This is a genomic window from Spirulina major PCC 6313 (assembly GCF_001890765.1).
GTDB classification, from domain to species: Bacteria; Cyanobacteriota; Cyanobacteriia; order Cyanobacteriales; family Spirulinaceae; genus Spirulina; species Spirulina major.
This window is the reverse complement of record NZ_KV878783.1, coordinates 626,056-651,530: the sequence shown is the minus strand read 5'-3', so window position 1 is coordinate 651,530 and position 25,475 is coordinate 626,056. Positions and strand designations below refer to the sequence as shown.

Genomic DNA, 25,475 nt, shown 5'->3' with positions numbered 1-25,475 from the left:
AGATCAACCTCTGCCAAAAACAGTCGAATACTGTTGACACTCCCCGCGAAGACAGCGACGGGGATTCTTGGTTCATCGACCGGACTTAACCGAGCAGGATTGCTCCAACCCAGCCAGAGGTTTAATCTCCCCAAGCGGATAACTTCCCCTGTGCCCCACGGTAGTTAGTCCTAGGCGCAGCATACAAACCTGCTTCACTATCGACTCAGCCCGATGCCGATCCCAGACTAACCCGTTCACCTTCAAGTCTTCCGAGGCGACCAAATCGTTAGATTGGATGACGCAGTCGGCAATCCGCCCACTCATTACGCTGCCTGCTTACCCTTAAATGCTTCCCGGCCTGTCGGTTTTTAGCCTTGTGATCGTTCCTGGACGTTTGAAATCCAATATAATCAACCTAACACGACTGGCCCAGGGAGGGCGACTAACGTCGCTCGTGTCGTCTTTCATCCCCGCAATCAATTGACGGGGCTTTCAGACTCCCGCACTATTTTCGTAAGATTTTGGCTTCAGGGTTAGTATGAGATTCAAATTCATCATTTTGCTTGAATGATGGGATCTTTGTCGCAATAACAGGACATTTGCTATGAGCGCACTTCGTAAACCGATTGAATCTCCGACTCCCCGGTCGGTCACGCCGCTGCCGGGTCGCCGTGTTGTGCCGATGCAACGTCGTAGCGCCCGCCGTCGTCCGTCCCGTCAATACCGAGGGGTGACGACGGAAACCCTGCTAAAAGTCATGGTGAATGGTGTACTTTCCGCAGCGGCGATCGCAACGCTCAGTAATCTCTTTCCCTACTATTGGAGTCAACAGGCAAAGCTTCAGGAAATCCGCAACCAAGTCCAGGCCACCGAGCAAGAAGTCGCAGAATTGCAAAAGAATTTTAACCGTAGCTTTGACCCCACCCAAGCCGGTAGCGTCATGCAAGAGCAAAGCGGCCGCTTAGCCCCCAATCAGCGGCGAGTGGTGCTAACCAACGAGAACCCCCAATAACCCGGATCTGAAGTGGATCGCTTCACCGGGTCGCTTTGACGGCCTACGTTGGGGATTTATGGCGGCGGTGGGGTGCGATCGCGCCCCGACGGTAACATCCGCGTTTGATCCGTCATCCGGGCGCGGGGTTTAGAGCGGCGAGCGGGCTGACGGAAGGTTTTCCACGCCGCCTTCAGGCCAACGAGGACCGTGCGCGTGCCATGGTGGGCGCGGCGGACTTGTTGGCGCACCGTCGTCAAACTCGTGTCCACCTGTTGCGCCACTTGGGCGGCACGGGCAACCCCATCATTGAGTTCATCGGTTAATTCTGTAATTTCTAACCCCGTTAACCGAATCGCTTCAAGGGTGGGGGGAAATTCACGGCAGAGGGTATCAAACAGTTTTTCCGCACTGCGCGAAGCTCGCGACAGATCCCGGAAGGCGGGCAAGGCTGCAATCAACACAGCCGTAAGACTGACCGCCACCAACAGTAAGGACAATCCTAACCAAAACAGAGGGTCAATCACGTTCAAGCCCACCGCCTACAAAGGGTCTACAACAGAAGAAGAAGACTCCGATTGAGGAGCATCAGAATCGTGGAGGGCTTGGTTTTGGGCTTGGCTGGCTTCGATTCCCGCCGCGATCGCCTCCCGTAACCGTGCCAAAGTGCCATCCCAACGTTTCAGGGCCGATTCAGACAGCCGATCCGCTTGTAATTGCACCGTACTCGACAAGTCTTCGGCTAATTCTGGTAGGGCTTCGGCGGATTTTTTCAGAATTTGCCGGGTTTCTCGTCCAGACCGAGGCGCAGCCAACAGCCCCACCAGGGTTCCCACGGTGCTACCCAAGAAAATTCCCCCTAAAAATGCCCCAGTTTTTTTTGCCATGCCAAGTGTGAATGTGCGTCCGTCTCTATATTGTAGGCAGATTTGCGACCCCTCGCTTGCCTATCGCCCGCCGTAGGGGTTGCCCTGCCATAGTTTATGCAGAAGATTGAGGAGCGTCAAAAGTTGTTGCAGTTGGTGAGTTTGGCGCTGGAGAGTTTGGTAAGCGGAGCGGGTGTTTTGGGCGTGGATGGCTCCCTGGTGGAGAATCAAGGGGGTGGGCTGAAGAATGCGGCGGGCTTGGCGTTCGATCCGGATCAGGGTGTGGTGGGTGTGACGAAGACACCGCCGCCACCGACAGATTTTCCAAACGAGATAACCGTTGAATGCTGCGATCGCTACGTTAAAAACCACAATCCAAACCACCATCATCTCTTATTAAAACAATTAAATTCCACGGTTTTATCCCATCTGATTCGATACAATCAAAGCACGAATCAAAGCATTCTGTCTGCCTGCATCTGTGACGGTTTTGCCATGCGACTCTACTACATTACCCTGAACACTGCTGAGGAAGCGCAAACGATTAGCCACGCTCTTCTCCGTCAAAATCTCGCCCTCTGTACCAATTGGTTTCCGATCACCTGTGCCTATCGCTGGGAGGGCGAGATTGTCACTGAACCGGAAACCGTTTTGATTGTCAAAACGCAGGCGGGCTATCGCGATCGCCTCGAACAGGTGATCCGTGAGCAGATCGACTATACCCACTGCATCCTAGAACTGACCCCAGATTCCGTCAATGCGGGCTTTCTAACCTGGCTCAACCGAGAAATCCCCCAACGCCTTCTCTAGGGGCAACTCCACCACAAACTGCATTCCTTCCTGCCAGCAAGACATCGATCGCAACGTGCCATGGTGTTGGGTTTCTACGATCCGTTGACAGATGGGGAGTCCTAGCCCGGTTCCCTTGCCCACTGATTTTGTGGTGAATAGGGTCTCAAAAATTCGAGCATGGATCGCATCATCGAGGCCGCCAGCATTGTCACGAATGGCAATGAGAATCTGGTGAGTCTCCGGCTTGTAGTGGGATGCGATCGTAATCTGGTTGGGGTGAATTTCTAACTCATCATAGGACTTGCCGGTATTTGCTTCCTCAAACGCATCCACTGCATTGACCAACACATTGAGAAACACCTGACTGAGTTGCCCCGGATAACACCACAACAGCGGCAAATCTTCATATTCACGAATGATCGTAATGGCCGGACGAGACATCGTTGCTTTGAGGCGATGTTTCAACAACATCAAGGCACTTTCGATAATTTTATGTACATCAAATTCAACTTTTTGTTCTTGATCTGAGCGAGAAAAAATCCGGGCTGAGGTGCTGATTTTACGAAGTAAATCCGTGCCTTCTTGCATCGCATTGAGAAGATTTGGAAAGTCTTCAATGAGGTAATCTAGATCGAGGTCTTTAATCTGAGCCTCGAAATCTGGATCAAAGCTGAGATCATGTTTTTGATAAAGCTGGATCGCTGTAATTAAATCATTGAGGTATTCCCGCGCATACTTTAAGCTGCCGGCGATGAAGCCCACAGGGTTATTGATTTCATGGGTGATTCCGGCAATCATTTGCCCCAACACTGACATTTTATCCTGTGCGAGGAGTTGGGCTTTGGACTGCAAAATGGTTTGATTCGATTGTTTTAAGGTGTTGAGTAATTGAGCATTTTGAAATTGCAGAGCATCGATCATCTGCTGCTGGTTCTCAACAATGTGACGATGGTTGTAGTTTTGAATCGCGGTATTGATGACATTGGTTAAATCATGCGATCGCCACGGTGTAGATAGGTGGAGCGGGGCTATTTTTGCCGGGAATGATGACCAAGGCGGCGGCTCATCACCAGGACAGAGCAGAACCAGACTAACGACCGGAAAATGGCGGCGCAAACTTTCGATATCCTCTGCGCTCTGCATTGCCTGCACATCCCACAGCAGTGTGTTGAGCATGTTGCCCATCCCGCGCAGATCTTTAAGCCGCGCGAGGGCGGAGTCCCAATGTTCTGTGCTTTCGATGTGATACTGGTCGGCATAGTTGCCCTGAAGCTGCTGTTGGAATTGGTTACGAATTTCAGGGTCATGGGCAACACAGAACAGGACAGGCTTAGACATGGGATCAAAACGCCGCAGCATTAACGAACAAGAGCGGGAGGGAAACAAATCAGGGCGAAAGGGTGTGGCAATACGCTTGGTTTTTCTATCGTAGAATAGTGCCTGATCGATCAGGACAGTTGGGGTAATGCTGGAGTTCTAGCGATCGCTCCAAACCCACAGCAGCCAGAGTCAAGCCCACGGGATTACAGTGCAATGGGGAATGAGCCACCGTCCTAGGGGTACACTCCAGCATAGATTTAGAGGGCAAGACTCAAGGCTTGTGTTGTCGTTCAAAGAGAGAGCGTTCTGATCCGGAGAGTTCACCCTTTTGCCATGCCGGAGCGGATCAAAGTTTTGGCGGTAGCTTGGGCAAAATCCGATAGAGTGTTTTAAACGTAACTTAATGAATTTTTACCTCCCCAATACGGTATGACTGCCCTAGACGATAAGACTATTGTTAAAGAGTATTTCAATACGCAAGGATTTGACCGCTGGCGACGCATCTACGGCGATGGCGAAGTAAACAAGGTACAGCTTGACATTCGCGACGGCCACCAACAAACCATTGATACGGTGTTGGCCTGGTTAGCGGCGGATGGGAATGTATCGAGCTTGACGGTATGTGATGCGGGCTGTGGGGTTGGGAGTCTGAGCTTACCCCTCGCCGATGCTGGGGCAACGGTGTATGCCAGTGATATTTCCAGCAAGATGGTGGGGGAGGCGCGCGATCGCGCCACGAACCTCACCGATCCCGCCAAACTCACCCTCGCCGTCAGCGACCTCGAATCGATCACCGGCCGCTACCATACGGTGATTTGTCTCGATGTCCTGATTCACTACCCCCAAGCCGACATTGAACAGATGATCGCCCACCTCACCAGCCTGGCCGCATCGCGGCTGATCTTGAGCTTTGCCCCCAAAACCTTCGGGTTAAGCCTACTCAAAAAAGTCGGTGAATTTTTCCCCGGCCCCAGCAAAACCACCCGCGCCTATCTCCATCGAGCCAGCGAAATCATCACCATTTTGATTGATCAAGGCTTTCACATTGAGCGCAAAAATATGACCAGCACCCGCTTCTACTTTTCCCAAACCATCGAAGCCGTCCGCAATTAGCCCCCTAGGGCACGCGGATTGAAACCCAAAAAAGAGGTGGAACACTCCACCTCTTTTTTGAGCGCTATGGCAATGGACAAATGCGTTAGGACAGGCAAGGGGCTTAAGCCCCTTGTTCCAGAGTCTTTGGATATCCTCACTCTGAGGCCAGGACAAACGTTGAAATATACGGCGGCATCTTGATTTTGATGGGGTGGGAGCATCCTGCTCCCTATTTTGTCTGATCCCAGCGGGCAAGATGCCCGCACGACAGACTATGAATTTTTAGGGAGCGTGTTGAGTTTTGCTATCGTTCCACCCAACCTAGTGGACTGTCTAGCCTCAGATGGCAAGTAACTTGAAGACTGAGCGAAGTCGAAGTCTGGTGCTCCGGGGTTCGACCCCGCTCACCCCTCTGGATAACAACTCACCTTTTTAAGCTAGACAAGACACTAGACAGTCCACTAGGAAATCATCAGGGTTTCAGTCAAAGCCTGATTGTTTGTCCTGCACTCAGATCCTAACTACCCTGGCTAGTGCTATCAATTCTCAACATCAATGGCACAATCTGCGGTTACAGTTGCTTCACTTCTGAAGCCAACTGACCCACCACATCCTTTGCACTGCCAAAGAGCATTAGGGTTTTGTCCTGGAAAAACAATTCATTCTGTACCCCAGAAAAGCCCGTACCCATGCCGCGCTTAATCACGATCGCATGTTTGGCTTTATCCACTTCGAGGATCGGCATTCCGTAGATCGGACTGCTCTTATCATGGCGAGCGGCCGGGTTGACCACATCATTTGCGCCAATAATCAACGCCACATCGGTCTGTTCAAATTGAGGATTAATATCATCCATATCGCACAGTTGCGGATAGGGCACATTCGCTTCAGCGAGCAAGACATTCATGTGACCGGGCATCCGTCCCGCGACGGGGTGAATGGCATATTTCACATCCACGCCCATGGATTCCAACTGATCCACCAATTCTTTAACGGTGTGCTGGGCTTGGGCCACGGCCATGCCGTAACCGGGCACAATCACCACGGAACGGGCATAGCCGAGCATCATCGCGCCTTCTTCACTGTCAATGCTTTTCACCGTTTGCTGTGCGTTGCTACCTGCTGCTGATGCTGCGCCTGTGCTCGTTTCAGACCCGAAACCGGCAAAGAGGACGTTAAAGATCGAGCGGTTCATCGCTTTGCACATGATGTTGGTGAGGATGATCCCCGATGCCCCCACCAAGGCCCCGGCAATGATCAGCATGTTGTTGTTGACCACAAACCCGGCAGCGGCGGCGGCGAGTCCAGAATAGGAGTTGAGCAGGGAAATCACCACGGGCATATCACCGCCCCCGATGGGAATTACCACCGCGATCCCTAAAATTAGGGAGGCGACGATTAGCCCGATGAAGATGGGAAAGTTGCTCGGTTCAAGGCAAAAGAAGACGCTGCCCACAAGAAACCCAATTACCAAAAGGGCGTTGAGGGGTTGTTGCAGTGGGAAGAGGAAGGGCGCACCGGGGAGCAGGCCTTGGAGTTTGCCGAAGGCGATCAGGCTGCCGGTGAGGGTGACACCGCCGATCAGGATGCCGAGGATGATCGTTACGAGGGAGGTGAGGCTGAGGGGGTCGCCGGTGGAGAGGAGCCGCCAAAATTCGGCGATCGCCACGAGGGCCGACGCTGCCCCCCCTAAGCCGTTGAAAATCCCCACCATTTGGGGCATGGCGGTCATGGCGACCCGATAGGCCGCGATCGCCCCGATTACGCCCCCAACGACAATGCCGCCGAGGATCATCGGGTAGTTCAACACCTGTTGCTCTAACAGTGTTGCCACCACCGCGAGGAACATCCCCACAGCGGCCAATTGATTACCGCGCCGCGCTGTGGCGGGGGAGCCGAGTTGTTTTAAGCCAATGATGAACAGGGAGGCAGCGACGAGATAGCTGAGTTGAATCCCCGTGGGGAGAAAGGTTGAGAGGGTCATGGGGTTTCGCTCCTATTTTTTAAACATCACCAGCATGCGATCGGTGACGAGAAATCCACCGATGACATTAATCGTGGCCAGCACCACAGCGATTAAGCCGAGAATAATACTGACACTCCAACCCAAGGAACCCGACACCAAGATCGCCCCCAGGACAGCGATGCCGGAAATGGCATTAGCTCCGGACATGAGGGGCGTGTGGAGGGTGGGTGGCACTTTGTTGATCACTTCAAAGCCCACAAAGGAGGCGAGAACGAAGACAAATAAACAGGTAATTAACGTTGCAGTGGTCATTAGAAAAAAAGTTCCATTACTAGAAAATGTCAGCAGTCCTCACCACCCGGCGAGCGGGCTGGGGTGAGGCGAGATGGCCCGTGGCAACCGGGGGGCTATACCTGCACTTCACTGCTAATTCCGAGGGCGGTTTTGACGCGATCGCTACGAATTTCACCGGCGTGGGTGATGCAGGTATCGCGAATAATGTCGTCTTCAAAATCGAGGTTGATCGCGTTATCTTTGACCAAATATTGCAGCAACGTGGCGATATTTTTCGCGTAGAGTTGGCTGGCGTGGACAGGCATGGAGGAGGGTAAATTCGTCGGGCCAATCACCGTTACGCCGTGGTAATTGATATCTTTGCCGGGATCAGTCACTTCGCAGTTGCCGCCTTGGTTGGCGGCCAGATCGACGATCACCGAACCGGGGGCCATGCCTTCCACCATGGCAGCGGTGACGAGGATGGGGGCACGTTTGCCGGGGACTTGGGCGGTGGTGATCACTACGTCGGAGTTGGCGATATGTTCCGTGAGCACCGCTTGGGTTTTTTGCTGGGCGGCTGCGGACACTTCTTTGGCGTAGCCCCCAGCGGCAACGGTATCTTCACCGAGGTCAATTTCAACAAATTTCGCCCCCAGGCTTTGGACTTCTTCTTTGACGGCGGGGCGAATGTCGAAGGCTTCGACGATCGCACCCAAGCGGCGGGCGGTGGCGATCGCCTGCAATCCGGCCACCCCCGCCCCCATCACAAATACCTTCGCCGGGCGAATCGTGCCCGCTGCGGTGGTCAACATCGGGAAAAATTTCGGCAGCGCCGCCGCACCGAGTAACACGGCTTTATAGCCCGCGATCCCCGCTTGAGATGACAAGGCATCCATGCTTTGGGCACGACTGGTGCGGGGAATTAATTCCATACTGAAGGCGGTGATCTGGCGATCCGCCAGCAGTTTGATCAACTCTGGATCACCCAACGGATTCAGAAAACTAATCAACGTTGAGCCTTCGGGCAATAAATTGACTTCATCCCGACTGGGGGGAGCCACCTTGAGCAGCACATCCGTATTGCTCCAAAGTTCAGCTTTATCGGCCACCACCGCCGCCCCCGCATCCACATAGTCGGCATCGGGAATGAATGATCCCTCCCCGGCATTGGCTTCGAGAAGAAAGTACCAATCGGGTTGGGCTAGTCGTTTCACGAGGGCGGGAATTAAGGCCACACGGCGTTCTCCCACTTCAATAGCCTCGCGGGCGATCGCAATTTTCATAACTTACTCCTTAACTCATCAGTACACATTACCGCTCATGGCAAATCGGTCTCAAACACCCGGTTTGCCATTCCCACTCAATGCTGCGATCGCAACTGAGGGATTTAACTCAACACCCATTAGATGCCTTCGGTCACTCCATACCATCCGTTTTCGTTTCGACTTTCCATGCGATCGTGCAGCCTGAAACGCTGCACCCGTGAATATTTTCTCTTGTATCCTACGAGCGTTTGCCCCCCGCTTGCCCGTTCTTTACCTTGTTTTATGTTTTATCCCCGCCAGCCATCCGCCCCATCACAATGCAACGCTCCCGGCAACTCACCATAGACAGGGAACAAATCGCCACACCTTCCCCGTCAACGAACACACCCGTCTGATATAGTCAAGAAGAATTATCAAACGTTAAACTCGTTCACAAAATTTTGTGCATAGAACGTCCTTTAACGCCAGTCACACCCTTCCCACCCCCCTCAACGTTTTACCTAACCAATCGCCTATGTTGTTCTCCAAAACACTTAAACATCGTCTACTCGCTGGACTAGCCGCCGCTGGTTGTGCGATCGCAGCCACGCCCCTCGCCACCTTCGCCCAAAACTCCGGCCTGACGATCTTTAGTGGTGTGAACCGTCCCAACCTCCTCAACTACCGCATTGAGCACGGGGGACGCAACGCCCGCAACGCCCGCTACAAACTGCGAATCCCAGCGAAAAAAGTTGAGGGAACCGTCGCCCAAATTTCCGTCTACTATCCCGACTATTTCGGCGAGGCCGATGAACGCTTCCGGGATGTCGTCTGTGTGGAAAACTGTGAAGTCACCGAAGGCGAAGAACACCCCAACCGGATTTTTGCCTTTGAAGATCCCGAAGATGTGATCGAAATTGGCTACGGACGCGGCTACGACAAAGAAGTGGGCGTAGGCAATGTGCGCATTGAAGAAAACTGCTACCGTGTTTGGGATGGCGACCAAGAAAAATACTTTAACTGCCTACGGATTCCCCTCACCGAATCCATCGAAGCCCGTAACCCCATCGAAATAAAACTCGAACATATCCGCAATCCCTGGTTTGGCGGTACATTCTATTTCCATGCCCTCCTCGTCACCTGCTTAGATGAGAATGGCTGTTTTACCGACGCAGATCACGAGCCGGTGAATGATTCCCCCGAATTCGCTGATTTCCGCCGCGCCAGCATTGACTATGTCGGCACTTGGATCGTCTCGATCGCTGACTAATCTACCCTTGATTGTGATGGACTGTGCGCCCGGTCGATCGCGTTGAACGAATTACACCCAAAAACGGAGCTAGGTTTGCCTAGCTCCGTTTTTGGGTGGGGGATGGGTGGCTAACCCTGGGGATGGGTGGCGGTTTTTTGGAGGGCGAGGATGTGGGTGCGGAAGCGTTCGAGGTCTTCTTGGATCGTGGCTTCGACGGCTTTACCGAGGAAGAGACTGTCGAGGAATTTAAGAATGGTCGGGATGTTGTAGGCGACGGAGAGGCGGACGACGCTGTGATCGTGGCGATCGTAAAAGCGGATCGCGCCCCGATTGGGTAAGCCGTCTACGGATTCCCAGCGGATGATTTTGTTCTCGATCACATCCACCATCCGGGCTTGCCAGGAAAATTCGAGGCCGCCCGTGTCCAAGGTCCAGCGGGAAATGTGCGGAGTTTCGGGGGGAACGGTGACGGATTTAATCCATTTCATCCAGAGGGGCATTTTTTCAAAACTCGACCATTCTTGCCAGACCAAATCCATGGGGGCTTTGATTTCGACTTGGACGCTATGTTCTAACCAGTCAGACATTGTTTGTGGGGGTTAGGGGTGAGTGTGGGAGAGATTGGGGTAAGGGGCTAGGACTGGAGACAAGGGGCTTAAGCCCCTCATTTTCGGAATTGAGGGGCAGATTAAACGGCGATCGCTTCCTTCCCCTCGGCCACTGCTGCCAAAATTGCCGCTGCTGCCTGCCGTCCGGAGATCGTCGCCCCTTCCATGCTGTCGATGTAGTCCTGTTGGGTGTAGCTCCCGGCGAGGAAAAAGTTGGTAACGGGGGTTTGTTGGGCGGGGCGGTAGGGGTCCATGCCGGGAGCTTCGCGATAAAGTGATTGCGCCAATTTCACCACGCTGTACCAAGTCATGTTTAACTCCCGCGCCGAGGGGAACAGTTCCCGCACTTGATCAAGCACATGGTGCGCGATCGCCTCATTGCTCTGCTTAATAAAGGGATCACCCGGCGTTAACACCAATTGCAACAGAGACCCCTCGCCCTCGCGGTAATAGTCCTCTGGACTCGTCAGAGCCAAATCCGCAAAACAGGAGAAATCCGCATCCGGGGTATAGAGGAGATTATCCAACCCACAGGCCTCGGCTTGTTGACGCTTGGCGGGATCATTCATTTCCGTCACCCAACCATCAAAACGCAATTGCACCGTTGCCACCGGAACCGCCGTCAGTTTGTAAATATTGTCGAACTGGGGCCACTTGCGCCAACCTTCAGGCAAAAGCCGCTGAATCCCCGGAATATCACAAGCTGCCACATAGGTATCAGCGGTGAGGGTGCGATCGCCCTCCCCATCGGCCAGGCTTAATCCGGTGACGCGATCGCCCTCATACTGAATCTCGCGCACCCGGCAATTGGTGGTAATCGTCACCCCCCGCTCCGTTAAATAGTTCACAATCGGCTGATGCAGGTATTCATTGGGCGACCCCGCCAACATCCTCAGCACCGAAGCCTCGGTTTTCGCCGCAAAAAACTGGAAAATCGTCAGCATACACCGCGCCGAAATATTTTCCGTATCAATAAATCCCAAAGCATAGGCGATCGGATTCCACATCTTCTTCAAGCTGCCATCATTACCGCCATGGCTGCGGAACCAATCCGCAAAACTCACCGCATCGAGGTCGCGAATCGTCCGCATCGCCCCCTCAAAATCCACCAAGCCCCGCACAATCGGACTCGTCCCCAACGCCAGGGAATTCGTCAGCTTATCCACCGCATTGAGTTGCGACGTGGTAAAAAAGGCCTTCAAGCCATTAAACGGCGCACCCGTCAAGAACCGAAAATCCAACTCCCCAATGCGCCCACCCGAATTCACAAACGTATGGGTATGCTCCTTGAGCAGCAGAGAGTCAAACGCGCCCACCTTCCGCATCAGGTCGAACAGGTTGTAATAGCAGCCAAAAAAGACGTGCAACCCCATTTCCAGGTGATTCCCGTCTTTGTCGATCCAACTGCCCACCTTGCCGCCGACAAAGTTTCGCGCTTCATAAATCTCGACTTCATGACCGGCATCGACTAATTCAATGGCTGTGGCAAGCCCGGCTAACCCTGCGCCAACGATCGCAACTCGCATTATGGTGTGACTGTAAATGTTTAAGATTTCTTCACAAATTGTAAATGATTCTGGGGAGCATTGGGCGGGGGGTGTAGATGGCGCGATCGCACCATAATTTTCTACACTGAAAATCTGTAACGTTTCTTCACATAACGCGCCATGACCGCCACCCAAACCCCGCCCACCTGGGCCATCAAACTCCTCTACGACGGCCAATGTCCGATCTGTGTCCATGAGGTGGACTTTCTCCGCAAACGCGACGGGGATCGGGGTCGTCTGGCTTTCGTCGATATCATGGACGACGACTATGATCCCGCAGATCATGGCGGGGTCAGTTTTGAGGATGCCATGGGACGCATCCATGCTGTGCGGGCGGATGGGACGGTGCTGAAAAATGTCGAAGTGTTTCGGCAGATTTACGCCGTCATCGGCTTGGGTTGGGTCTATGGGGCAACCCGTTGGCCGATCATTGGCCCTGTTGTCGATTGGCTCTATGGCATTTGGGCGATGCTGCGACTCCCCATCACCGGCCGCCCCAGTTTGCGGCAGATCGTCGCGGAACGAGAGGCGAAATTGTGCGATCGCGATTGCCACTATGCCGCATCCGAATCAACCTATCGCAACAAATCCCTTTAATGTCTTATTTCTAATCTCAGAATCTGACGAGTGATCTTGAGTTAGCAGATGTCACGTTAAGTGATTTTATGCCCCAATTACTGCAAGGTTGGACGCTTCAAAATCGCCAGTATGTACCGTTGCAACCCAATGATAGAGGGTGGCTTTGGTGCGAATCTTTAGAGCTTTGGCTTAGCACGTGGCACGGCCCAATTTTGCAAGAGCAGGCCGATTGGTTGCGGTTCTATTTTCCTAATGAACAGTTAGTTTTGTTGCCAAGGGAGCGAGAGTATGAACGGGCTAAAAAAGCCCATGAAGAGGTTGAAAAGCTCCGGGCAAAGTTGCGGGAGTTAGGCGTTGATCCGGATGCGGTGTGAGGGCGATCGCACCCCCAGTAAAAGTAGGGCGCGATCGGCGGCGATGAATGACAAACTCCCACCGATTAACCTTAAATTTCGCCGTAACGCACCATACGGGGATGCTCAAACGGTGCGTTACGCTTTGCTAATACCCCTGCTTCTAACCCAAATTTCCACGCTAGAATCTGTGTAGTTCAAAACAACTGTAGTGAAGACCTATGACGCAACCCATCACCTCAACCACTACAACCCATGAGCCAGATGTCTGGTTGCCAACCCTCCCCCCCACTGATCTTGTTTTTGATGATGGAGTGCCCTTGGAAAGTAACCGCCATCGCCTAGCGATGAACCTATTGATTGAGTCGGTATATGCCGCACTCTCACCCCGTAAAAATTTTTACGCGAGTGGGAATATGTTCATCTACTACAGCCTCCAGCAAATTAAAAATCGAGATTTCCGTGGCCCTGATTTTTTTGTGGCGTTAAATGTAGATGGTGCAAGGGAACGTCAAGGTTGGGTGGTTTGGGAAGAGGGGGGAAAGTACCCGGATGTGATTGTGGAGTTGATGTCGCCCTCGACGGCAAACGTTGATCTCACGGAAAAGAAGAACATTTACGAACAGATTTTCAACATTAAGCAATATTTTGTCTACAATCCCGCTGATCCAACATCTTTACAGGGTTGGGAACTTCAAGGTAATGGGTTTGTGGCGTTACAGCCTAATGATAAGGGCTGGCTCTGGTGTGAAGCCCTAGGCTTATGGCTTGGCACTTGGCACGGTTCAATTGTGCAAGAGACAACAGATTGGTTGCGGTTCTATTTTCCCAATGAGCAGTTGGTCTTGTTGCCAAGGGAGCGAGAGTATGAACGGGCTGAAAAAGCCCATGAAGAGGTTGAAAAGCTCCGGGCAAAGTTGCGGGAGTTAGGCGTTGATCCGGATGCGGTGTGAGGGCGATCGCTCTCTCTATTTTTGAGTACACGGAGGAAATTTTAAATGACAGTTGAAGAAAAAGTTATCCAAATTCTGCGCAGTTTGCCCGATGTGGGTCAACAAGAAGTGTTACATTTTGCCGAGTTTTTGCAAACGCGAGAAATCCACTCGTCCACACCAGTGGAACGTGAAACATCAGCCTTGTTCGGTGATGGGCTGGCTAAATTCCGTCAAAAGTGGCAGATCGAATCTTTGGATATTAATCCAGATGAGGTCTTTTCAGGTGTTCGTGACTCGTCACCAGGGCGGGAGGTTGTTCTATGAGTTCGCTCCGGTTTCTGCTAGATACGAATATTTTATCTGAGCCGTTGAAGCCACAACCGAGTCAAGCTGTGATCCAGAAGATCACAGAAAACCAGCAGAGTATTGCTACCGCGTCAGTGGTGTATCACGAAATATATTACGGTATGGCATCGTTGCCCGATTCACGTAAGCGTCGGGCGATCGCAGCATATTTACAAGATGAGGTGCTGGCCAAGTTACCGATCCTCAGCTACACTACCGAGGCTGCTCAATGGCACGCGATCGCACGGGCTAAGTTAAGACAAGTCGGCCTGATTGACTGACAAAAGATCATGTTTGAATCCCGAAACCCCTTTCCTGGTAAGGGGTTTAGCGTTAGAGAATTGGATGCCCCTGATCTTGAGCCATCTCGGTGTTGAGTACAGATCGGCAAAAGCCTTACCAGTCCTTGGTTATGCTTGCTTGCCAGGGTGATCGCTGAAACACCCAGGGGGTAAGGATTTCCAAAGTTTTGTCAGTCAATCAGCAAGTCGGCACAGTCATACCGTTTGCAGATGGACAAATTGCGGCGATCGCCAGAGTAAATAATTTGATTTTGGTGACGCGCAATCTGGCTGATTATCAAGCGTTGCAGGAATTGAACGTTGAGAACTGGTTTAGTTGATTGTTTCGGCTACAGCTTGTTCAAAAATAATCTGAAAAGCGGGCAGGGGGCGATCACCCCTCCGTTACCCCTCACTTAACCCTAGGCGTTGTGTGTTGGGGTATTGATACTGGGATGGGGGCGATCGCGATCACCGTCATATAGTGGCGTGAGTTTGATCACTTTGTCTTGACGGGGGTTATGGGAATAGCTACATTCGTGTTTAGAGTTTTTCGATCTATTACTATTTGATTATTTTCCCGTGTTGATATTCTCTGATTGCCAGAAATTTGTGTTTCGTTGCGCTCCTGCGTTGCTCTTCAGTGGGGCGGGGGTGTTGGCTGAAACGCTGATGGCTGTAGGGGGGGGGGAGAATGTTGCTCTTGGGTTAAGGGGGGCGATACCCGCGACGCAAGACTATTCTTTCGTCGCAAAATATTCACTGGCTGAGTTCAGGTTTTGCCGGGTGAGCGTTTGGCTCATCCGGTGTTTTTGTTTGTTTATTTTTTTGGGAGGTTTTAATGAAAAATGTTTATTTTGTACCGAATAAAAACCAAAAACGTAGGGTGTGTTAGGCGGCAATAAATGGTCATTCCAATCGATTAATCTTCATTCCGCCGTAACGCACCACCCCCACTTTTCTGTTCACATTAGAAACCACAACATCTAAAACAATGAAATCACTCTTTTCAACTCAATGTGTAGCCCTTTCGCTTTCTGCTGGAATCGGTTTGGGTTCAATGTTAATCGGGGCTGCACCCAGCGAAGCACAAGTCACAATAAATGTAACTGGGGGTAATGTTTCTGGTGATTATTTCTTTGATGTTATACAAAATCCAACTGGGACACTCATCACCCCCTATGGCGTTTATACCGGGCCATTCGCCGCAGGAGAGACCGATAATTATGCCTTCACTCCCTTCGGAGCAACGGTGTTTCAATCTTTCGGTTATGTCAATCATAATCCTGGTAATAATGAGTTTACAGGTAACGCTTATGTGAACGGCACATCAACCCCATTTGCTGGCAACCTCGATCTCACGGTAGATTCAGCTTGGAATACTTTGGGCGCTGTTTCCAAAAACATTACGGGCGGCACAATCACCCTGAACACCCCCGCCTCCCTCACCGGGTTCTCCTTTGAAGCCCCCGTCACACCGCCCACTACACCCACCACACCCACCACACCCACTACACCCACTACACCCACTACGCCCACCACACCCACTACACCCACCACACCCACCACACCCACCACACCCACCACACCCACTACGCCCACTACCCAACCTGTCACAGTCACACCGCCCACCACATCCGTAACACCGCCTACCCCACCCGTTACACCCCCAACCACAACGATCTCAACCCCAGACATTCCCGAACTCACCGCCACCACCTTCACCACCCCCGAACCCCTCACCGAACCCGGCGGCACAGGGCAAACCACCCTACGCACCCAAGCCCAACAACCCCAACAATTCCGACCCAACGGCGTACATACCCGCATCATCCCCATCTGGACACCGGGCCTGTATCAATAACCGGGTGTTGCGAACCGTTGTCAAGATATGTCGTGGGAGCCACACACCGCCAAGAACTGAAGTTCTTGGCTCATAGCTCAAACCCGTTAAAACGGGTTACGGCATTTTATGTATTGAGTGGGCTTTAGCCTACTTTCGCTATGAGCCGGGGATTTGAATCCCCGGCGGGGTGCGCTTCCCAACATTAAGCCACGCAATGGGCGGATCGCTTACACACAGATCAATCTCAATTTCCACAACCCTCATGATCCCCCCCAGCCCCCCTTAAAAAGGGGGGAGCTAATTCAAGTCCCCCTTTTTAAGGGAGGAGCTAATTCAAGTCCCCCTTTTTAAGGGGGGAGCTAATTCAAGTCCCCCTTTTTAAGGGGGGAGCTAATTCAAGTCCCCCTTTTTAAGGGGGGAGCTAATTCAAGTCCCCCTTTTTAAGGGGGATTTAGGGGGATCGACCACAGCCACGCGATACCCACAATATTCCTAAATTCAAACTGTCACCGTGAACCCCTCAATTAACCCCATTCCCTTCACCGCCCTCACCCTCGCGATCGCCACCCCCGCGATCGCCCAAACCCTCCCCACCGCCAGCACCCAAGCCGCCGACCTCCTCAACCCCGACAGCCTGGGCCAAATCACCAACGTCAACCAACTGCGAGACCTAGACCCCAACGACTGGGCCTATACCGCCCTCAACGACCTGATCCAACGCTACAACTGCCTCCAGGGATATCCCAACAGCACATTTCAAGGGTCACGCCCCCTCAACCGCTACGAATTCGCCGCCGGACTCAACGCCTGCGCCAACGTACTCGAAACCCTCCTCACCGCAAACACCGATTTTGTCACCCGTGACGACCTCGAAACCCTGCGCCGCCTCATGGCAGAGTTTGAAACCGAACTCGCCACCCTCGACGGTCAGATCGACAACCTCGAAAGCCGCGTTAACTTCCTCAGCGATAACCAATTTTCCACCACCACCAAACTCTACGGCCAAGTCGTGATGGGACTCCAAGGACGCTTGAGCAACAGCGCCGATGCCCAAAAAGCCGACGGAACCTTTGGCAGAGACGGCAACCCCGACACCCCCGACCCCAACGACGAAATCAGCCTCGGCTACAACGCCCAACTGACCCTGCTGACCCAATTTAACCCGCGTAGCTTTCTCCTCACCGGGATGCAAGCAGGCAACCTCAACACCAGCGACTTCACCAGCAACTTTGGCCTGCTCAACAACAACTTCACCCGCCTCGGCTACGAATCCAACACCAACAATAACCTCATCCTCAGCGATGTCACCTATCGCCAACTCCTCACCGATAACCTCGCGATGATCGTTGGCCCCGCAGGCGTGAACCCCGTCAACGTCTTTCGCGGCCCCTCACGGGTCGAAAGTGCCGGCTTTGGCCCCCTCTCCCGCTTCGCCCAACGCAACCCGATCATCCAAATCGGCGCAACCACCGCCGGGGTCGGCTTCGACTGGCAACCCACCCGCACCCTCAGCCTCCAAGGAGTCTACTCGGCTCCCTTCGCCAATGCTTCCACCGCTGGCCTCTTCAATGATGGCTATACCGCAGGCGTGCAAGCTTTCCTCACCCCCACCGATCGCATTGACCTCGCCCTGTACTATCTCCATGCCTATTCCGGCTCCAATGCCGGACGACTGCAAACCGGAGTCGGCGATAGCGATATTTCGTCCTTTACCGCTGCGCGATTCAATACCGATGCCTTTGGGGCGACGGCCAACTGGGCGATCGCTGATGGTGTCACCTTGGGCGGCTGGGTCGGGTTCACCACCTCGCGCCAGGTGAATCATGCCGGATCGGTGCAAACGAATAATTGGATGGTTTCGTTGCAATTTCCCGATCTGTTCGCGGCGGGGAATTATGGCGCGATCTTCTTTGGGGTTCCGCCTCGAATTACGGAGAGTAATTTAACGGTGAATGGGGCATTAACGGGAAATTTACCGAGTATTTATGCGGGGAATTTAACCACGAATACGAATGGCGGCCGGCGAGACAGTACCTATCACCTCGAAGCCTTCTATCGTTGGCGGTTATCGCGCCATGTCACGCTCACGCCGGGGGTGATTTTGCTGCTCAATTCGGGGCATAACGCCGGGAGCGATCCGATTGTGATTGCGGGTTTACGCACCACATTGTCGTTTTAAGCCCGCACGGTGCGTTCCTGATGAGTGGGGGCGATCGCTCTCGGCCTTCGGGTTAACTTTCGCGGTAGGCGCGGATCATGGCTTGGGTTCCTTGCTCTGCGCCGCCGAGGGCTTCGACTTCCTTAAAGAGGCGATCGGCGTATTGGGTTCCCGGTAACTCTTGCGAGCCGCCGGCGGCGATTTCTTGGACGAGGCGGAGGTCTTTGAGGATGTGTTTCACCATGAAGCCGGGATCAAAATCGCCTTTGGCCACTTTCATGCCTAAATTTTCTAACGTCCAAGATGCCGATGCGCCGCGATTGCAGACATCGACGATTAACTGGGGATCAATACCTTGGGTTTCGGCGAGGAGCATGGCTTCGCAGACTCCGACAAGGTTCATTGCACCGAGGATTTGGTTACACATTTTCACGGCTTGGCCGTTGCCTACGCCGCCGCAGTGGGTGACGGCTTGGCCCATGGCTGCAAAATAGGGTTGGGCTTGCTTAAAATCCGCCGCATCGCCCCCCACCATGATCGTCAGCTTGGCATTTTTTGCCCCCACATCCCCGCCGGACACAGGCGCATCAAGGAAGCGGAATTCCTGGGCAGCAAGTTTCGCGCCGATGTGGCGAGCGCCTTGGGAGCCGATGGTGCTCATGTCGATGATCAGGGCGTTGGCGGGGGCGAATTGTGTAACTTCACCCACAAGAACGGCTTCGACATCAGGGACATCGCCAAGACAGGAAATGATCACGGGGGTATTTTGTACCGCGTCTTGAAGGGTGGCGGCGATCGCAACGCCAGCGGCGGCGGCGATCGCACATCCCGGTCGCTCCGGGGTGCGATTCCAACCCGTGACACTGTAGCCCTGTTTCGCGAGGTTGGCCGCCATATAGCCCCCCATCACCCCTAGACCTAAAAATGCGATCGCTTCACTCATCGTCAACTCCTTGTTCTGTGCTCCCGTTATTTTAAGAAACTTTGGGAAAACGCTGAGGACATCGCCCCCCGGATCAAATTCACCTACACTCGAAAAGAATCCCCTATCATCTCCCCTCACGCCGTTGCCATGACTGATGAGATTAAACGCTTTCCCTGTCCCCAATGTGGCGCAGACTTAGCCTTCAGCCCGGATGTGGCCCAGTTGCAATGTCAATATTGCGGTTGGGAAGATGCGATTCCAGAGGGCAACAGGGCGGCGATCGCAGAACAGGACTACAATGCCCACCGCCAACGCTTCACCGTCGAGGCCTCCCAACTGAGCACCCTCTCGCAAACGGCCCTAGAGGTGGACTGCGACAACTGCGGCGCGGCGATCACCTTTGAACCACCCCAAACGGCGGGGACTTGTCCTTTTTGTGCCGCTGCGATCGTTGCCCAAGCCCATACCGCTAACCCTGTGATCGCGCCCCAGGGCGTGGTTCCCTTCAGCATCGGGCGACGGGATGCCCTCAAGCAGTTTAAACAATGGCTCAAGGCTCAATGGCTCGCCCCCAATAACCTCACCAAACTCGCCCAAGGGGAACAACTGCAAGGCATGTACCTGCCGTTTTGGACCTATGATGCCGACACCGCCAGCCGCTACCGAGGCGAACGGGGTGAATATTACTACACCACCGAAACCTACCAAACCACAGATTCCGAGGGAAAATCCGTCACCAAAACGCGACAGGTGCGCCATACCCGCTGGTATCCGGCGCGGGGTCATGTGTCGCGGTTTTTTGATGATGTGCTAGTCGCCGCGAGTACGGCGGTGGAGCGTCAACGTCTCGATGCCCTCGAACCCTGGGGATTGCCGGGATCATTGCAGCCCTACAATTCGTCGTTTTTGGCTGGATTTGAAGCCCAACGCCCCCAAGTCAGCCTAGAGGAAGGCTTTCAGGTGGCCAAGGGAGTGATGGATGCACAGATTCATCGGGATGTGGAGCGGGATATTGGCGGCGATGATCAGCGGGTGCATTCGGTTTCAACCCAGTACGATCGCGTGACGTTTAAGCATATTTTGCTGCCGGTGTGGTTGACGGCCTATCGCTACAACAACAAGCAGTTTCAGGTGTTGATCAATGCGATCACCGGGGAAGTCCAAGGGGATCATCCCTACAGTGTGTGGAAGGTGACGCTGTTGGCGATCGCAGGAACAATCGGAGCGGCGATCGTGATCTGGCTGATCATTCAGTACGGATAGCATCCAAGCCGGCGATCGCACCTTAAATCAGCCAGCGATCGCCCCGTCAATCCGTAATCACATCGGCTAAATCGGGAATATCCCGCGCCCGTTGCCAATCCCCTTGGCCATTGCGCCATACATTGGTGCGCCCCGTGACACCCTGTTCCACCAGTTGGGATTTTGTGAAGGGGCCGGTGCGATCGCCGCTGCGGAATATATACCATTCCGGCGTTTCATCCGCCGGGGGTGGTGGTGGTGCATCAGCGATCGGGGGCGGCGGTGGCGCGGCCGTCGGGGGCGGCACAGGGGGCGGCGACGCAGGCAAGGCACTGGCCAAAGCGGGCACTTGGGCCGCCGGTTGCCAACTGGGCATCCCTTGACACCACACCAACGTTTCCGGGGTTAAGCCCTGTTGGGCCAACTGGTGCGGAGCTGCCGGGCCGATCTGCTGGCCATTTTTGGACATATACCACTGATTGGCAGTGGGGGGCGGTGGCGGGGCTGCCGGGGCAGATTGGGGTTGCATCGCGTTGGCCATCTGTTGCCCCATGGCCATCCCCATCCCCATCCCCATACCGGGATTGCTGCCGCCGGGTTGTTGGGAAAAGTTTTCGATCGCTTCCGCCGTTTGGTATTGGGTATATTGCTGCATATCTCCCAAAATGCCCATGGAAGACCGTTTATCGAGGGCTTCTTCAACATTTTTCGGCAGGGAAATATTCTCAATCGTTAACTGCGCAATCTCCACCCCCAACGGCGTAAAGTCGTTTTGGACAGCGGCTTTCACCTGGTCGCCCATCTGGCGATAGTTGGCGGCAAAATCAAGCAGGGCGATCCCGGAACTGGCCACCCAACTCGTGACGGAAGGGACAATCACATTGCGCAAATGATTACTAATTTCATGGACTTGAAAGAGTCCATCCGTGCCAATCACTTGCTCCAACAAAAAGCGTGGATCACTGACGCGAATGCTGTAGGAACCAAAGGCCCTAATCCGCACCGGGCCCATTTCATTATCCCGGATCATGATGGGGTTAGATGTGCCCCATTTTAAGTCAGAAAAAATGCGGGTACTGAAGAAATAAACTTCTGCTTTAAACGGGGATTCAAAGCCATATTTCCAACTTTTTAAACTGGTGAGAATCGGGAGGTTGCGGGTGTAGAGTTCGTAGGTTCCTTCGGTGAACTCATCGGCCACAAATCCCTCGTTGACAAAGACAGCTTTTTGACCGGGACGAACGATTAATTTTGCCCCTTGTTTAATTTCATTATCTGACCGTTCAAAGCGGTAGGCAATGGTGTCGTTGGTATTGTCTAACCATTCAATGATGTCAATTAGCTGACGTCCAAACAAGCCCATGTTGATCTATGCTCCATTGGCGAAATAGTTACGATTCGTTACGTTTCAGCAACTCACCCATCTGCTCAATTGGTTCTATCCTAGCCAAAGCTGTTCTGAAACGCATCTAGACTTGATCAGGATTAGAGGACGGGAGAAAAGACGGTGAAATATACGAGTTTGCATCGCCAAGTTGCGACTTCAGTGTCCCACAATGGCGCGATCGCTAAAACGGTGTTGCTGGCCCCAGGGGAGGCCGAACCCGTGATTCAATTTGCCCAAGCCACATTTCCCCCTGGTCAAATTGCGCCCAGCCATGCCCATGGGGATATGGCGGAGGTGTTTTTTGTCGAGTCGGGTTGGGGGGAGATTGCCATTGAGGGGCAGGTGCATCGCTTGGAGCCGGGGGTTTGTGTGCTGGTGGAACCCCAAGAACGCCATGAGGTGCGCAATACGGGGACGGAACCGCTGGTGTTGACCTATTTTGGAGTGCGATCGCCCGCCCGCTGAACCCAGCGAAACGATACACTAAGAACGGTTTTTATCTTGATATCATCCTCGCTATTCAGGTTTTTTTATGGTCGCTTTTTTACGTCAAGTCATTGCACCGTTGCTGGTGGTGCTGATTTTTGTGGTGGCATTGGTGGCGGTGAGTGCGCGGATTTGGCTGCCCTCGGACATGATGGCCCCCGCGCCGGTTTCCGCCGAAGATGCCCCCAATGCGCCCCAATGGATCATGCCGTCGGAGTCTCATCCCCAGGGGTGAATCTGCCGTCGGGGTATCAGTGGCAGGTGGGCACGGTGGGCGATCGCCTTGCCTTAATTGACACCTTGCTCGCCGCCTATCGCGAAATCTTCCCCCACCAACAGCAATTTGATCACCTCGTCCCCACCCTGGACTACTACCTCAGCGCCAAAACGCCGCTGCGGTGGGTCATCCATGGCCAAGAGCGGATCGGCTGTATTTGGTGGGGTCATGCGATCGAGCAGGTGAGCGGCGATCGCTACGTTCACATTTTTTTACTTTACGTCGTGCCAACCCATCGACGGTGCGGCATTGGTACGGCATTGATGGATTTAGCCCAAGCCTGGGCAGCCCAAGAGGGCTATCGCAAAATTGGCTTACAGGTGTTTGCAGAAAATCAGGCCGCTTTATCTTTGTATAATCGTCTTGGCTATCAACCCCAATCTGTGCTGATGCTGAAGGCAATTCCCCAGAACAGTCCGGTTGATGTTCCGTGAACCCAGATGTAACCCCGTTCAATGACCCCCACCTGGCATCCGCCGAGGTGGGGGAGTGACCGGAGATAACCCGGTCGTAGCTGCGAATAGGCCACCAAGGTTAGTACGGCAACACTTCCGGTTGCTTCTCTAAATCGGATTATTTGTAAGGCCCTGGAATCTCAGGGAGTGGGTTCAGCCCAGAAACACCGTACTCACTGGCTGAAGAGACCTGTAGTTTTGGAATTATCTTCCATGCAACGCATCCCAGTCCAAAACCCTGATGGTACTCCTGCCATGCCCACCAAGAGTAGTCGCGCTCAACGGTGGGTAGCGCAGGGCAAGGCCCAATGGGTGAAAACCAATCTACGGATTAAGGTAGTGCGCCTGAAAGCGGAGCCATCGGGTCGTAATACCCAGCCCATCGTGGTCGGGGTCGATCCCGGCAAACTCTATTCAGGGATTGCCGTTCAATCCGCTCAAGCGACATTATTCCAGTCCCACCTAGAACTCCCCTACCCCAAGGTGCGTGAACGGATGGATCATCGCAGAATGCTACGGCGTTCTCGCCGCCGTCGGCGGATTAATCGAGAGTTACCCTTCCAGCTACGAAATCATCGCCAAAAGCGATTTACCACCCGAAACCCGCCAAAAGGTGCCCCCCAGTATCCGAGCCAACCGAGACCTAGAGTTTCGAGTTGTTCAGGAGTTGTCCCAACTGTTCCCCATTGCCACCATTGGCTACGAGAAAGTTCGCGCCGACGTGGACTTAACCTCAGGTCGAAAGGGAGCAAAATCTGGGCAAGGTTTCTCTCCGGTCATGGTGGGGCAAGCCTACGCCATTGAGAAAATGGAGCAGATTGCCCCTGTCTACACTCGCTACGGATGGCAGCAGGATGGCAATGGCACCGCTCAACTTCGCTCTACCCTGGGATTGAAGAAGTCTCAGGACAAAGCAGAACAAATTCCCCAAACCCATGCGGTAGATGGTATCGCTTTAGCCTGTGGATACTTCATCGAGTATCGTCCCTTCCACCGGAAACGCAGTCACGGTTATCTTTGGTTTGGAGAGGTTAAGCTCACATCTGCCCCATTTGTGGTGATTAAACGGCCACCCATCAGTCGCAGGCAACTGCACCTCATGGTTCCCCGTAAAAAGGGTCTACGCCGCAAATATGGGGGCACAGTAACCCGCCATGGATTCCGGAAGGGCGATCTAGTGCGGGCTGAGATGGCAGGTCGCGTCTCGGTGGGCTATGTGAGTGGGGATACAACTCGGCAAGTTTCTGTTTCTGAGTTCACTGGGAAGCGTATTGGGCAGTTTAGTGCTGCCAAGGTTGAGCTACTCTATCGCGCCACGGGTATTTTGGTCAGTTGCCCGCAGAGATTGTCAGTCAGTGGGGCATTTAACCCCGCTGCCTGACGCTTGTTTCCTCCCCCACCTGCGGTGCGAGGTGGGGGTTTCCACAAGGAGTTTTTGATGAACGACGACGAATTGAGCCTCCTGAATTTTGAGAGCGAACTTGATGATCCTTTGGATGAATTGGATCACGTTCCGGCGATCGCTCCTCCTGATCCAGAGGCCATGTTGGCGTTGTTAACCGCCGAGGACAATGCCCAACGGATTATCGCTGCCCGCGCCTTTAGTGAAATTCGCGACCCCCGCGCCATTCCCCACCTGATTCGGCTGTTAACGGATGTCTGTCCGTTGGTGCGGGTGAGTGTGGCCTATGGGTTAGGGCGCAATCCATCCGAAGCAGCCGTAGAACCCCTGATCCGGCAATATTACGGCGATTTTAATGGCTACGTGCGCAAAGGGATTGTTTGGGCCTTGGGGAATTGTCGCGATCGCCGCGCCGTCCAACCCCTCCTCCATGCCCTCAAAACCGACATCCCCGCCGTCCGCCTCTGGGCCGCCAGTGGCCTCGCCCAGATCGCCCACCTCGACTACAACGACATCATCACCGCCCTGCCCCCCCTGATTCAATCCCTCCACCGCGATGCAATCCCCGCCGTGCGCAGCAACTGCGCCTGGGCGATCGGGCAACTCTGCCGCGAACTCCCCTCTAATGTGGTCTATGCCACCGCGATCGATGCCCTCCTAGAATCCCTCGTGGAAGATCAAGACATGGGCGTGACCGAAGACGCAAAAGCCGCCCTCTTAAAAGTGGGCGATCCCCGTGGTTTGCAAATGATCGAAGATTTAGAACTCGAAGGATTGGTGTAATGCCATCGCACCGCTAGAATCAGGCTTGATTCGAGCTTGATTGTAGTGGACTGTTTCGGCTAAAGCTATGTATTAGAAAATC

At 53.6% G+C, this 25,475-nt stretch carries 27 protein-coding genes and 1 pseudogene; 17 read left to right on the top strand and 11 right to left on the bottom strand.

Annotation, left to right across the window (positions count from 1 at the left end):
* Window positions 1-586: 586 nt before the first annotated feature.
* Window positions 587-994 (top strand): slr1601 family putative cell division protein, encoded by a 408-nt coding sequence (locus SPI6313_RS02970; protein ID WP_072619650.1) that lies wholly within the window; start codon window positions 587-589, stop codon window positions 992-994.
* Between the two features lie 56 nt (window positions 995-1,050).
* On the opposite strand, the gene SPI6313_RS02965 is transcribed toward SPI6313_RS02970, so the two are convergent.
* The 3 genes from SPI6313_RS02965 to SPI6313_RS02955 are packed head-to-tail and all read right to left on the bottom strand — an operon-like array spanning window position 1,051 to window position 2,211.
* On the bottom strand, window positions 1,051-1,500 hold the full coding sequence (locus SPI6313_RS02965) for a hypothetical protein (protein ID WP_072622974.1): 450 nt from the start codon (window positions 1,498-1,500) through the stop codon (window positions 1,051-1,053).
* A 15-nt stretch (window positions 1,501-1,515) separates the two neighbouring features.
* Window positions 1,516-1,860 carry a YtxH domain-containing protein gene (locus tag SPI6313_RS02960; protein WP_072619649.1) on the bottom strand — a complete coding sequence of 115 codons (345 nt, stop codon included), beginning with the start codon at window positions 1,858-1,860 and terminating at the stop codon, window positions 1,516-1,518.
* 60 nt (window positions 1,861-1,920) lie between these two features.
* Complete coding sequence (locus SPI6313_RS02955; protein ID WP_217650484.1) at window positions 1,921-2,211, bottom strand: hypothetical protein; 291 nt, start codon at window positions 2,209-2,211, stop codon at window positions 1,921-1,923.
* A 123-nt stretch (window positions 2,212-2,334) separates the two neighbouring features.
* Between SPI6313_RS02955 and cutA the strand changes: the two genes are divergently transcribed.
* On the top strand, window positions 2,335-2,649 hold the full coding sequence (cutA, locus tag SPI6313_RS02950) for a divalent-cation tolerance protein CutA (RefSeq protein ID WP_072619647.1): 315 nt from the start codon (window positions 2,335-2,337) through the stop codon (window positions 2,647-2,649).
* On the opposite strand, the gene SPI6313_RS02945 is transcribed toward cutA, so the two are convergent.
* The gene (locus SPI6313_RS02945) at window positions 2,608-3,969 is read right to left on the bottom strand and encodes a sensor histidine kinase (protein ID WP_175551052.1); all 1,362 of its coding nucleotides are present in this window, start codon (window positions 3,967-3,969) and stop codon (window positions 2,608-2,610) included. The two genes, cutA and SPI6313_RS02945, sit on opposite strands and share 42 nt — an antisense overlap.
* Before the next feature lie 411 nt (window positions 3,970-4,380).
* Here SPI6313_RS02945 and bchM point away from each other — a divergent pair, with 411 nt between their 5' ends.
* On the top strand, window positions 4,381-5,064 hold the full coding sequence (gene bchM / locus SPI6313_RS02940; protein WP_072619645.1) for a magnesium protoporphyrin IX methyltransferase: 684 nt from the start codon (window positions 4,381-4,383) through the stop codon (window positions 5,062-5,064).
* Between the two features lie 553 nt (window positions 5,065-5,617).
* Here the strand turns inward: bchM and SPI6313_RS02935 are convergent.
* From SPI6313_RS02935 to SPI6313_RS02925, 3 genes are all read right to left on the bottom strand, one after another.
* Complete coding sequence (locus SPI6313_RS02935) at window positions 5,618-7,030, bottom strand: NAD(P)(+) transhydrogenase (Re/Si-specific) subunit beta (RefSeq protein ID WP_072619644.1); 1,413 nt, start codon at window positions 7,028-7,030, stop codon at window positions 5,618-5,620.
* A 12-nt stretch (window positions 7,031-7,042) separates the two neighbouring features.
* Window positions 7,043-7,324: an NAD(P) transhydrogenase subunit alpha part 2 gene (locus SPI6313_RS02930; protein WP_072619643.1), complete on the bottom strand. Its 282-nt coding sequence runs from the start codon at window positions 7,322-7,324 to the stop codon at window positions 7,043-7,045.
* Window positions 7,325-7,419: 95 nt separating this feature from the next.
* On the bottom strand, window positions 7,420-8,571 hold the full coding sequence (locus tag SPI6313_RS02925; RefSeq protein WP_072619642.1) for a Re/Si-specific NAD(P)(+) transhydrogenase subunit alpha: 1,152 nt from the start codon (window positions 8,569-8,571) through the stop codon (window positions 7,420-7,422).
* A gap of 496 nt (window positions 8,572-9,067) precedes the next feature.
* On the opposite strand from SPI6313_RS02925, the gene SPI6313_RS02920 reads away from it, so the two are divergent.
* Window positions 9,068-9,802: a DUF2808 domain-containing protein gene (locus SPI6313_RS02920; RefSeq protein WP_072619641.1), complete on the top strand. Its 735-nt coding sequence runs from the start codon at window positions 9,068-9,070 to the stop codon at window positions 9,800-9,802.
* Window positions 9,803-9,912: 110 nt separating this feature from the next.
* Here SPI6313_RS02920 and SPI6313_RS02915 read toward each other — a convergent pair whose 3' ends face one another.
* Together SPI6313_RS02915 and zds are read right to left on the bottom strand one after the other, a co-directional pair.
* A complete protein-coding gene (locus SPI6313_RS02915; RefSeq protein ID WP_072619640.1) occupies window positions 9,913-10,371 on the bottom strand; it encodes an SRPBCC family protein in 459 nt (152 codons plus the stop codon).
* 101 nt (window positions 10,372-10,472) lie between these two features.
* Window positions 10,473-11,918 (bottom strand): 9,9'-di-cis-zeta-carotene desaturase, encoded by a 1,446-nt coding sequence (gene zds / locus SPI6313_RS02910; protein WP_072619639.1) that lies wholly within the window; start codon window positions 11,916-11,918, stop codon window positions 10,473-10,475.
* A 141-nt stretch (window positions 11,919-12,059) separates the two neighbouring features.
* Here zds and SPI6313_RS02905 point away from each other — a divergent pair, with 141 nt between their 5' ends.
* From SPI6313_RS02905 to SPI6313_RS02875, 7 genes are all read left to right on the top strand, one after another.
* Entirely contained in the window at window positions 12,060-12,536 is a 477-nt protein-coding gene (locus SPI6313_RS02905) for a thiol-disulfide oxidoreductase DCC family protein (protein WP_072619638.1), read from the top strand.
* Between the two features lie 68 nt (window positions 12,537-12,604).
* Window positions 12,605-12,892: a hypothetical protein gene (locus SPI6313_RS02900; protein WP_072619637.1), complete on the top strand. Its 288-nt coding sequence runs from the start codon at window positions 12,605-12,607 to the stop codon at window positions 12,890-12,892.
* A gap of 200 nt (window positions 12,893-13,092) precedes the next feature.
* Window positions 13,093-13,824, top strand: coding sequence for a Uma2 family endonuclease (locus tag SPI6313_RS02895; RefSeq protein ID WP_072619636.1), 732 nt, complete (start codon window positions 13,093-13,095; stop codon window positions 13,822-13,824).
* Between the two features lie 45 nt (window positions 13,825-13,869).
* Entirely contained in the window at window positions 13,870-14,130 is a 261-nt protein-coding gene (locus SPI6313_RS02890) for a DUF2281 domain-containing protein (protein ID WP_072619635.1), read from the top strand.
* Window positions 14,127-14,432 (top strand): PIN domain-containing protein, encoded by a 306-nt coding sequence (locus SPI6313_RS02885; RefSeq protein WP_072619634.1) that lies wholly within the window; start codon window positions 14,127-14,129, stop codon window positions 14,430-14,432. Before SPI6313_RS02890 ends, SPI6313_RS02885 begins: the two co-directional genes overlap by 4 nt.
* A 1,252-nt stretch (window positions 14,433-15,684) precedes the next feature.
* Complete coding sequence (locus SPI6313_RS23280; RefSeq protein WP_175551051.1) at window positions 15,685-16,296, top strand: hypothetical protein; 612 nt, start codon at window positions 15,685-15,687, stop codon at window positions 16,294-16,296.
* Between the two features lie 493 nt (window positions 16,297-16,789).
* Window positions 16,790-18,457, top strand: a complete 1,668-nt coding sequence (locus SPI6313_RS02875) for an iron uptake porin (protein ID WP_072619633.1) — start codon at window positions 16,790-16,792, stop codon at window positions 18,455-18,457.
* Between the two features lie 52 nt (window positions 18,458-18,509).
* Here SPI6313_RS02875 and SPI6313_RS02870 read toward each other — a convergent pair whose 3' ends face one another.
* Window positions 18,510-19,379 carry an NAD(P)-dependent oxidoreductase gene (locus tag SPI6313_RS02870; protein ID WP_072619632.1) on the bottom strand — a complete coding sequence of 290 codons (870 nt, stop codon included), beginning with the start codon at window positions 19,377-19,379 and terminating at the stop codon, window positions 18,510-18,512.
* 129 nt (window positions 19,380-19,508) lie between these two features.
* Here SPI6313_RS02870 and SPI6313_RS02865 point away from each other — a divergent pair, with 129 nt between their 5' ends.
* Window positions 19,509-20,624 (top strand): TFIIB-type zinc ribbon-containing protein, encoded by a 1,116-nt coding sequence (locus tag SPI6313_RS02865; RefSeq protein ID WP_072619631.1) that lies wholly within the window; start codon window positions 19,509-19,511, stop codon window positions 20,622-20,624.
* A 46-nt stretch (window positions 20,625-20,670) separates the two neighbouring features.
* On the opposite strand, the gene SPI6313_RS02860 is transcribed toward SPI6313_RS02865, so the two are convergent.
* Window positions 20,671-21,966 (bottom strand): SPFH domain-containing protein, encoded by a 1,296-nt coding sequence (locus tag SPI6313_RS02860; protein WP_072619630.1) that lies wholly within the window; start codon window positions 21,964-21,966, stop codon window positions 20,671-20,673.
* 144 nt (window positions 21,967-22,110) lie between these two features.
* Here SPI6313_RS02860 and SPI6313_RS02855 point away from each other — a divergent pair, with 144 nt between their 5' ends.
* The 5 genes and pseudogenes from SPI6313_RS02855 (at window position 22,111) to SPI6313_RS02835 (ending at window position 25,393) form a co-directional block, all read left to right on the top strand.
* Window positions 22,111-22,455, top strand: coding sequence for a cupin domain-containing protein (locus tag SPI6313_RS02855; RefSeq protein WP_072619629.1), 345 nt, complete (start codon window positions 22,111-22,113; stop codon window positions 22,453-22,455).
* 67 nt (window positions 22,456-22,522) lie between these two features.
* Window positions 22,523-22,711: a hypothetical protein gene (locus tag SPI6313_RS02850; RefSeq protein ID WP_072619628.1), complete on the top strand. Its 189-nt coding sequence runs from the start codon at window positions 22,523-22,525 to the stop codon at window positions 22,709-22,711.
* Window positions 22,675-23,187, top strand: coding sequence for a GNAT family N-acetyltransferase (locus tag SPI6313_RS02845; protein ID WP_072619627.1), 513 nt, complete (start codon window positions 22,675-22,677; stop codon window positions 23,185-23,187). Before SPI6313_RS02850 ends, SPI6313_RS02845 begins: the two co-directional genes overlap by 37 nt.
* Before the next feature lie 234 nt (window positions 23,188-23,421).
* Window positions 23,422-24,589, top strand: a pseudogene (locus SPI6313_RS02840) (RRXRR domain-containing protein).
* Between the two features lie 57 nt (window positions 24,590-24,646).
* A complete protein-coding gene (locus SPI6313_RS02835; protein WP_072619626.1) occupies window positions 24,647-25,393 on the top strand; it encodes a HEAT repeat domain-containing protein in 747 nt (248 codons plus the stop codon).
* The last annotated feature ends 82 nt before the right edge of the window (window positions 25,394-25,475 follow it).

What these genes read in the sequence shown, in the direction of transcription:
- SPI6313_RS02970 (WP_072619650.1), top strand. Translation starts at nt 587, where the DNA reads ATGAGCGCACTTCGTAAACCGATTGAATCTCCGACTCCCCGGTCGGTC.
- SPI6313_RS02960 (WP_072619649.1), bottom strand. Translation starts at nt 1,860, where the DNA reads ATGGCAAAAAAAACTGGGGCATTTTTAGGGGGAATTTTCTTGGGTAGC.
- cutA (WP_072619647.1), top strand. Translation starts at nt 2,335, where the DNA reads ATGCGACTCTACTACATTACCCTGAACACTGCTGAGGAAGCGCAAACG.
- SPI6313_RS02945 (WP_175551052.1), bottom strand. Translation starts at nt 3,969, where the DNA reads ATGTCTAAGCCTGTCCTGTTCTGTGTTGCCCATGACCCTGAAATTCGT.
- bchM (WP_072619645.1), top strand. Translation starts at nt 4,381, where the DNA reads ATGACTGCCCTAGACGATAAGACTATTGTTAAAGAGTATTTCAATACG.
- SPI6313_RS02935 (WP_072619644.1), bottom strand. Translation starts at nt 7,030, where the DNA reads ATGACCCTCTCAACCTTTCTCCCCACGGGGATTCAACTCAGCTATCTC.
- SPI6313_RS02930 (WP_072619643.1), bottom strand. Translation starts at nt 7,324, where the DNA reads ATGACCACTGCAACGTTAATTACCTGTTTATTTGTCTTCGTTCTCGCC.
- SPI6313_RS02925 (WP_072619642.1), bottom strand. Translation starts at nt 8,571, where the DNA reads ATGAAAATTGCGATCGCCCGCGAGGCTATTGAAGTGGGAGAACGCCGT.
- SPI6313_RS02920 (WP_072619641.1), top strand. Translation starts at nt 9,068, where the DNA reads ATGTTGTTCTCCAAAACACTTAAACATCGTCTACTCGCTGGACTAGCC.
- SPI6313_RS02915 (WP_072619640.1), bottom strand. Translation starts at nt 10,371, where the DNA reads ATGTCTGACTGGTTAGAACATAGCGTCCAAGTCGAAATCAAAGCCCCC.
- zds (WP_072619639.1), bottom strand. Translation starts at nt 11,918, where the DNA reads ATGCGAGTTGCGATCGTTGGCGCAGGGTTAGCCGGGCTTGCCACAGCC.
- SPI6313_RS02905 (WP_072619638.1), top strand. Translation starts at nt 12,060, where the DNA reads ATGACCGCCACCCAAACCCCGCCCACCTGGGCCATCAAACTCCTCTAC.
- SPI6313_RS02900 (WP_072619637.1), top strand. Translation starts at nt 12,605, where the DNA reads ATGCCCCAATTACTGCAAGGTTGGACGCTTCAAAATCGCCAGTATGTA.
- SPI6313_RS02895 (WP_072619636.1), top strand. Translation starts at nt 13,093, where the DNA reads ATGACGCAACCCATCACCTCAACCACTACAACCCATGAGCCAGATGTC.
- SPI6313_RS02890 (WP_072619635.1), top strand. Translation starts at nt 13,870, where the DNA reads ATGACAGTTGAAGAAAAAGTTATCCAAATTCTGCGCAGTTTGCCCGAT.
- SPI6313_RS02885 (WP_072619634.1), top strand. Translation starts at nt 14,127, where the DNA reads ATGAGTTCGCTCCGGTTTCTGCTAGATACGAATATTTTATCTGAGCCG.
- SPI6313_RS02870 (WP_072619632.1), bottom strand. Translation starts at nt 19,379, where the DNA reads ATGAGTGAAGCGATCGCATTTTTAGGTCTAGGGGTGATGGGGGGCTAT.
- SPI6313_RS02865 (WP_072619631.1), top strand. Translation starts at nt 19,509, where the DNA reads ATGACTGATGAGATTAAACGCTTTCCCTGTCCCCAATGTGGCGCAGAC.
- SPI6313_RS02860 (WP_072619630.1), bottom strand. Translation starts at nt 21,966, where the DNA reads ATGGGCTTGTTTGGACGTCAGCTAATTGACATCATTGAATGGTTAGAC.
- SPI6313_RS02850 (WP_072619628.1), top strand. Translation starts at nt 22,523, where the DNA reads ATGGTCGCTTTTTTACGTCAAGTCATTGCACCGTTGCTGGTGGTGCTG.
- SPI6313_RS02845 (WP_072619627.1), top strand. Translation starts at nt 22,675, where the DNA reads ATGGATCATGCCGTCGGAGTCTCATCCCCAGGGGTGAATCTGCCGTCG.
- SPI6313_RS02835 (WP_072619626.1), top strand. Translation starts at nt 24,647, where the DNA reads ATGAACGACGACGAATTGAGCCTCCTGAATTTTGAGAGCGAACTTGAT.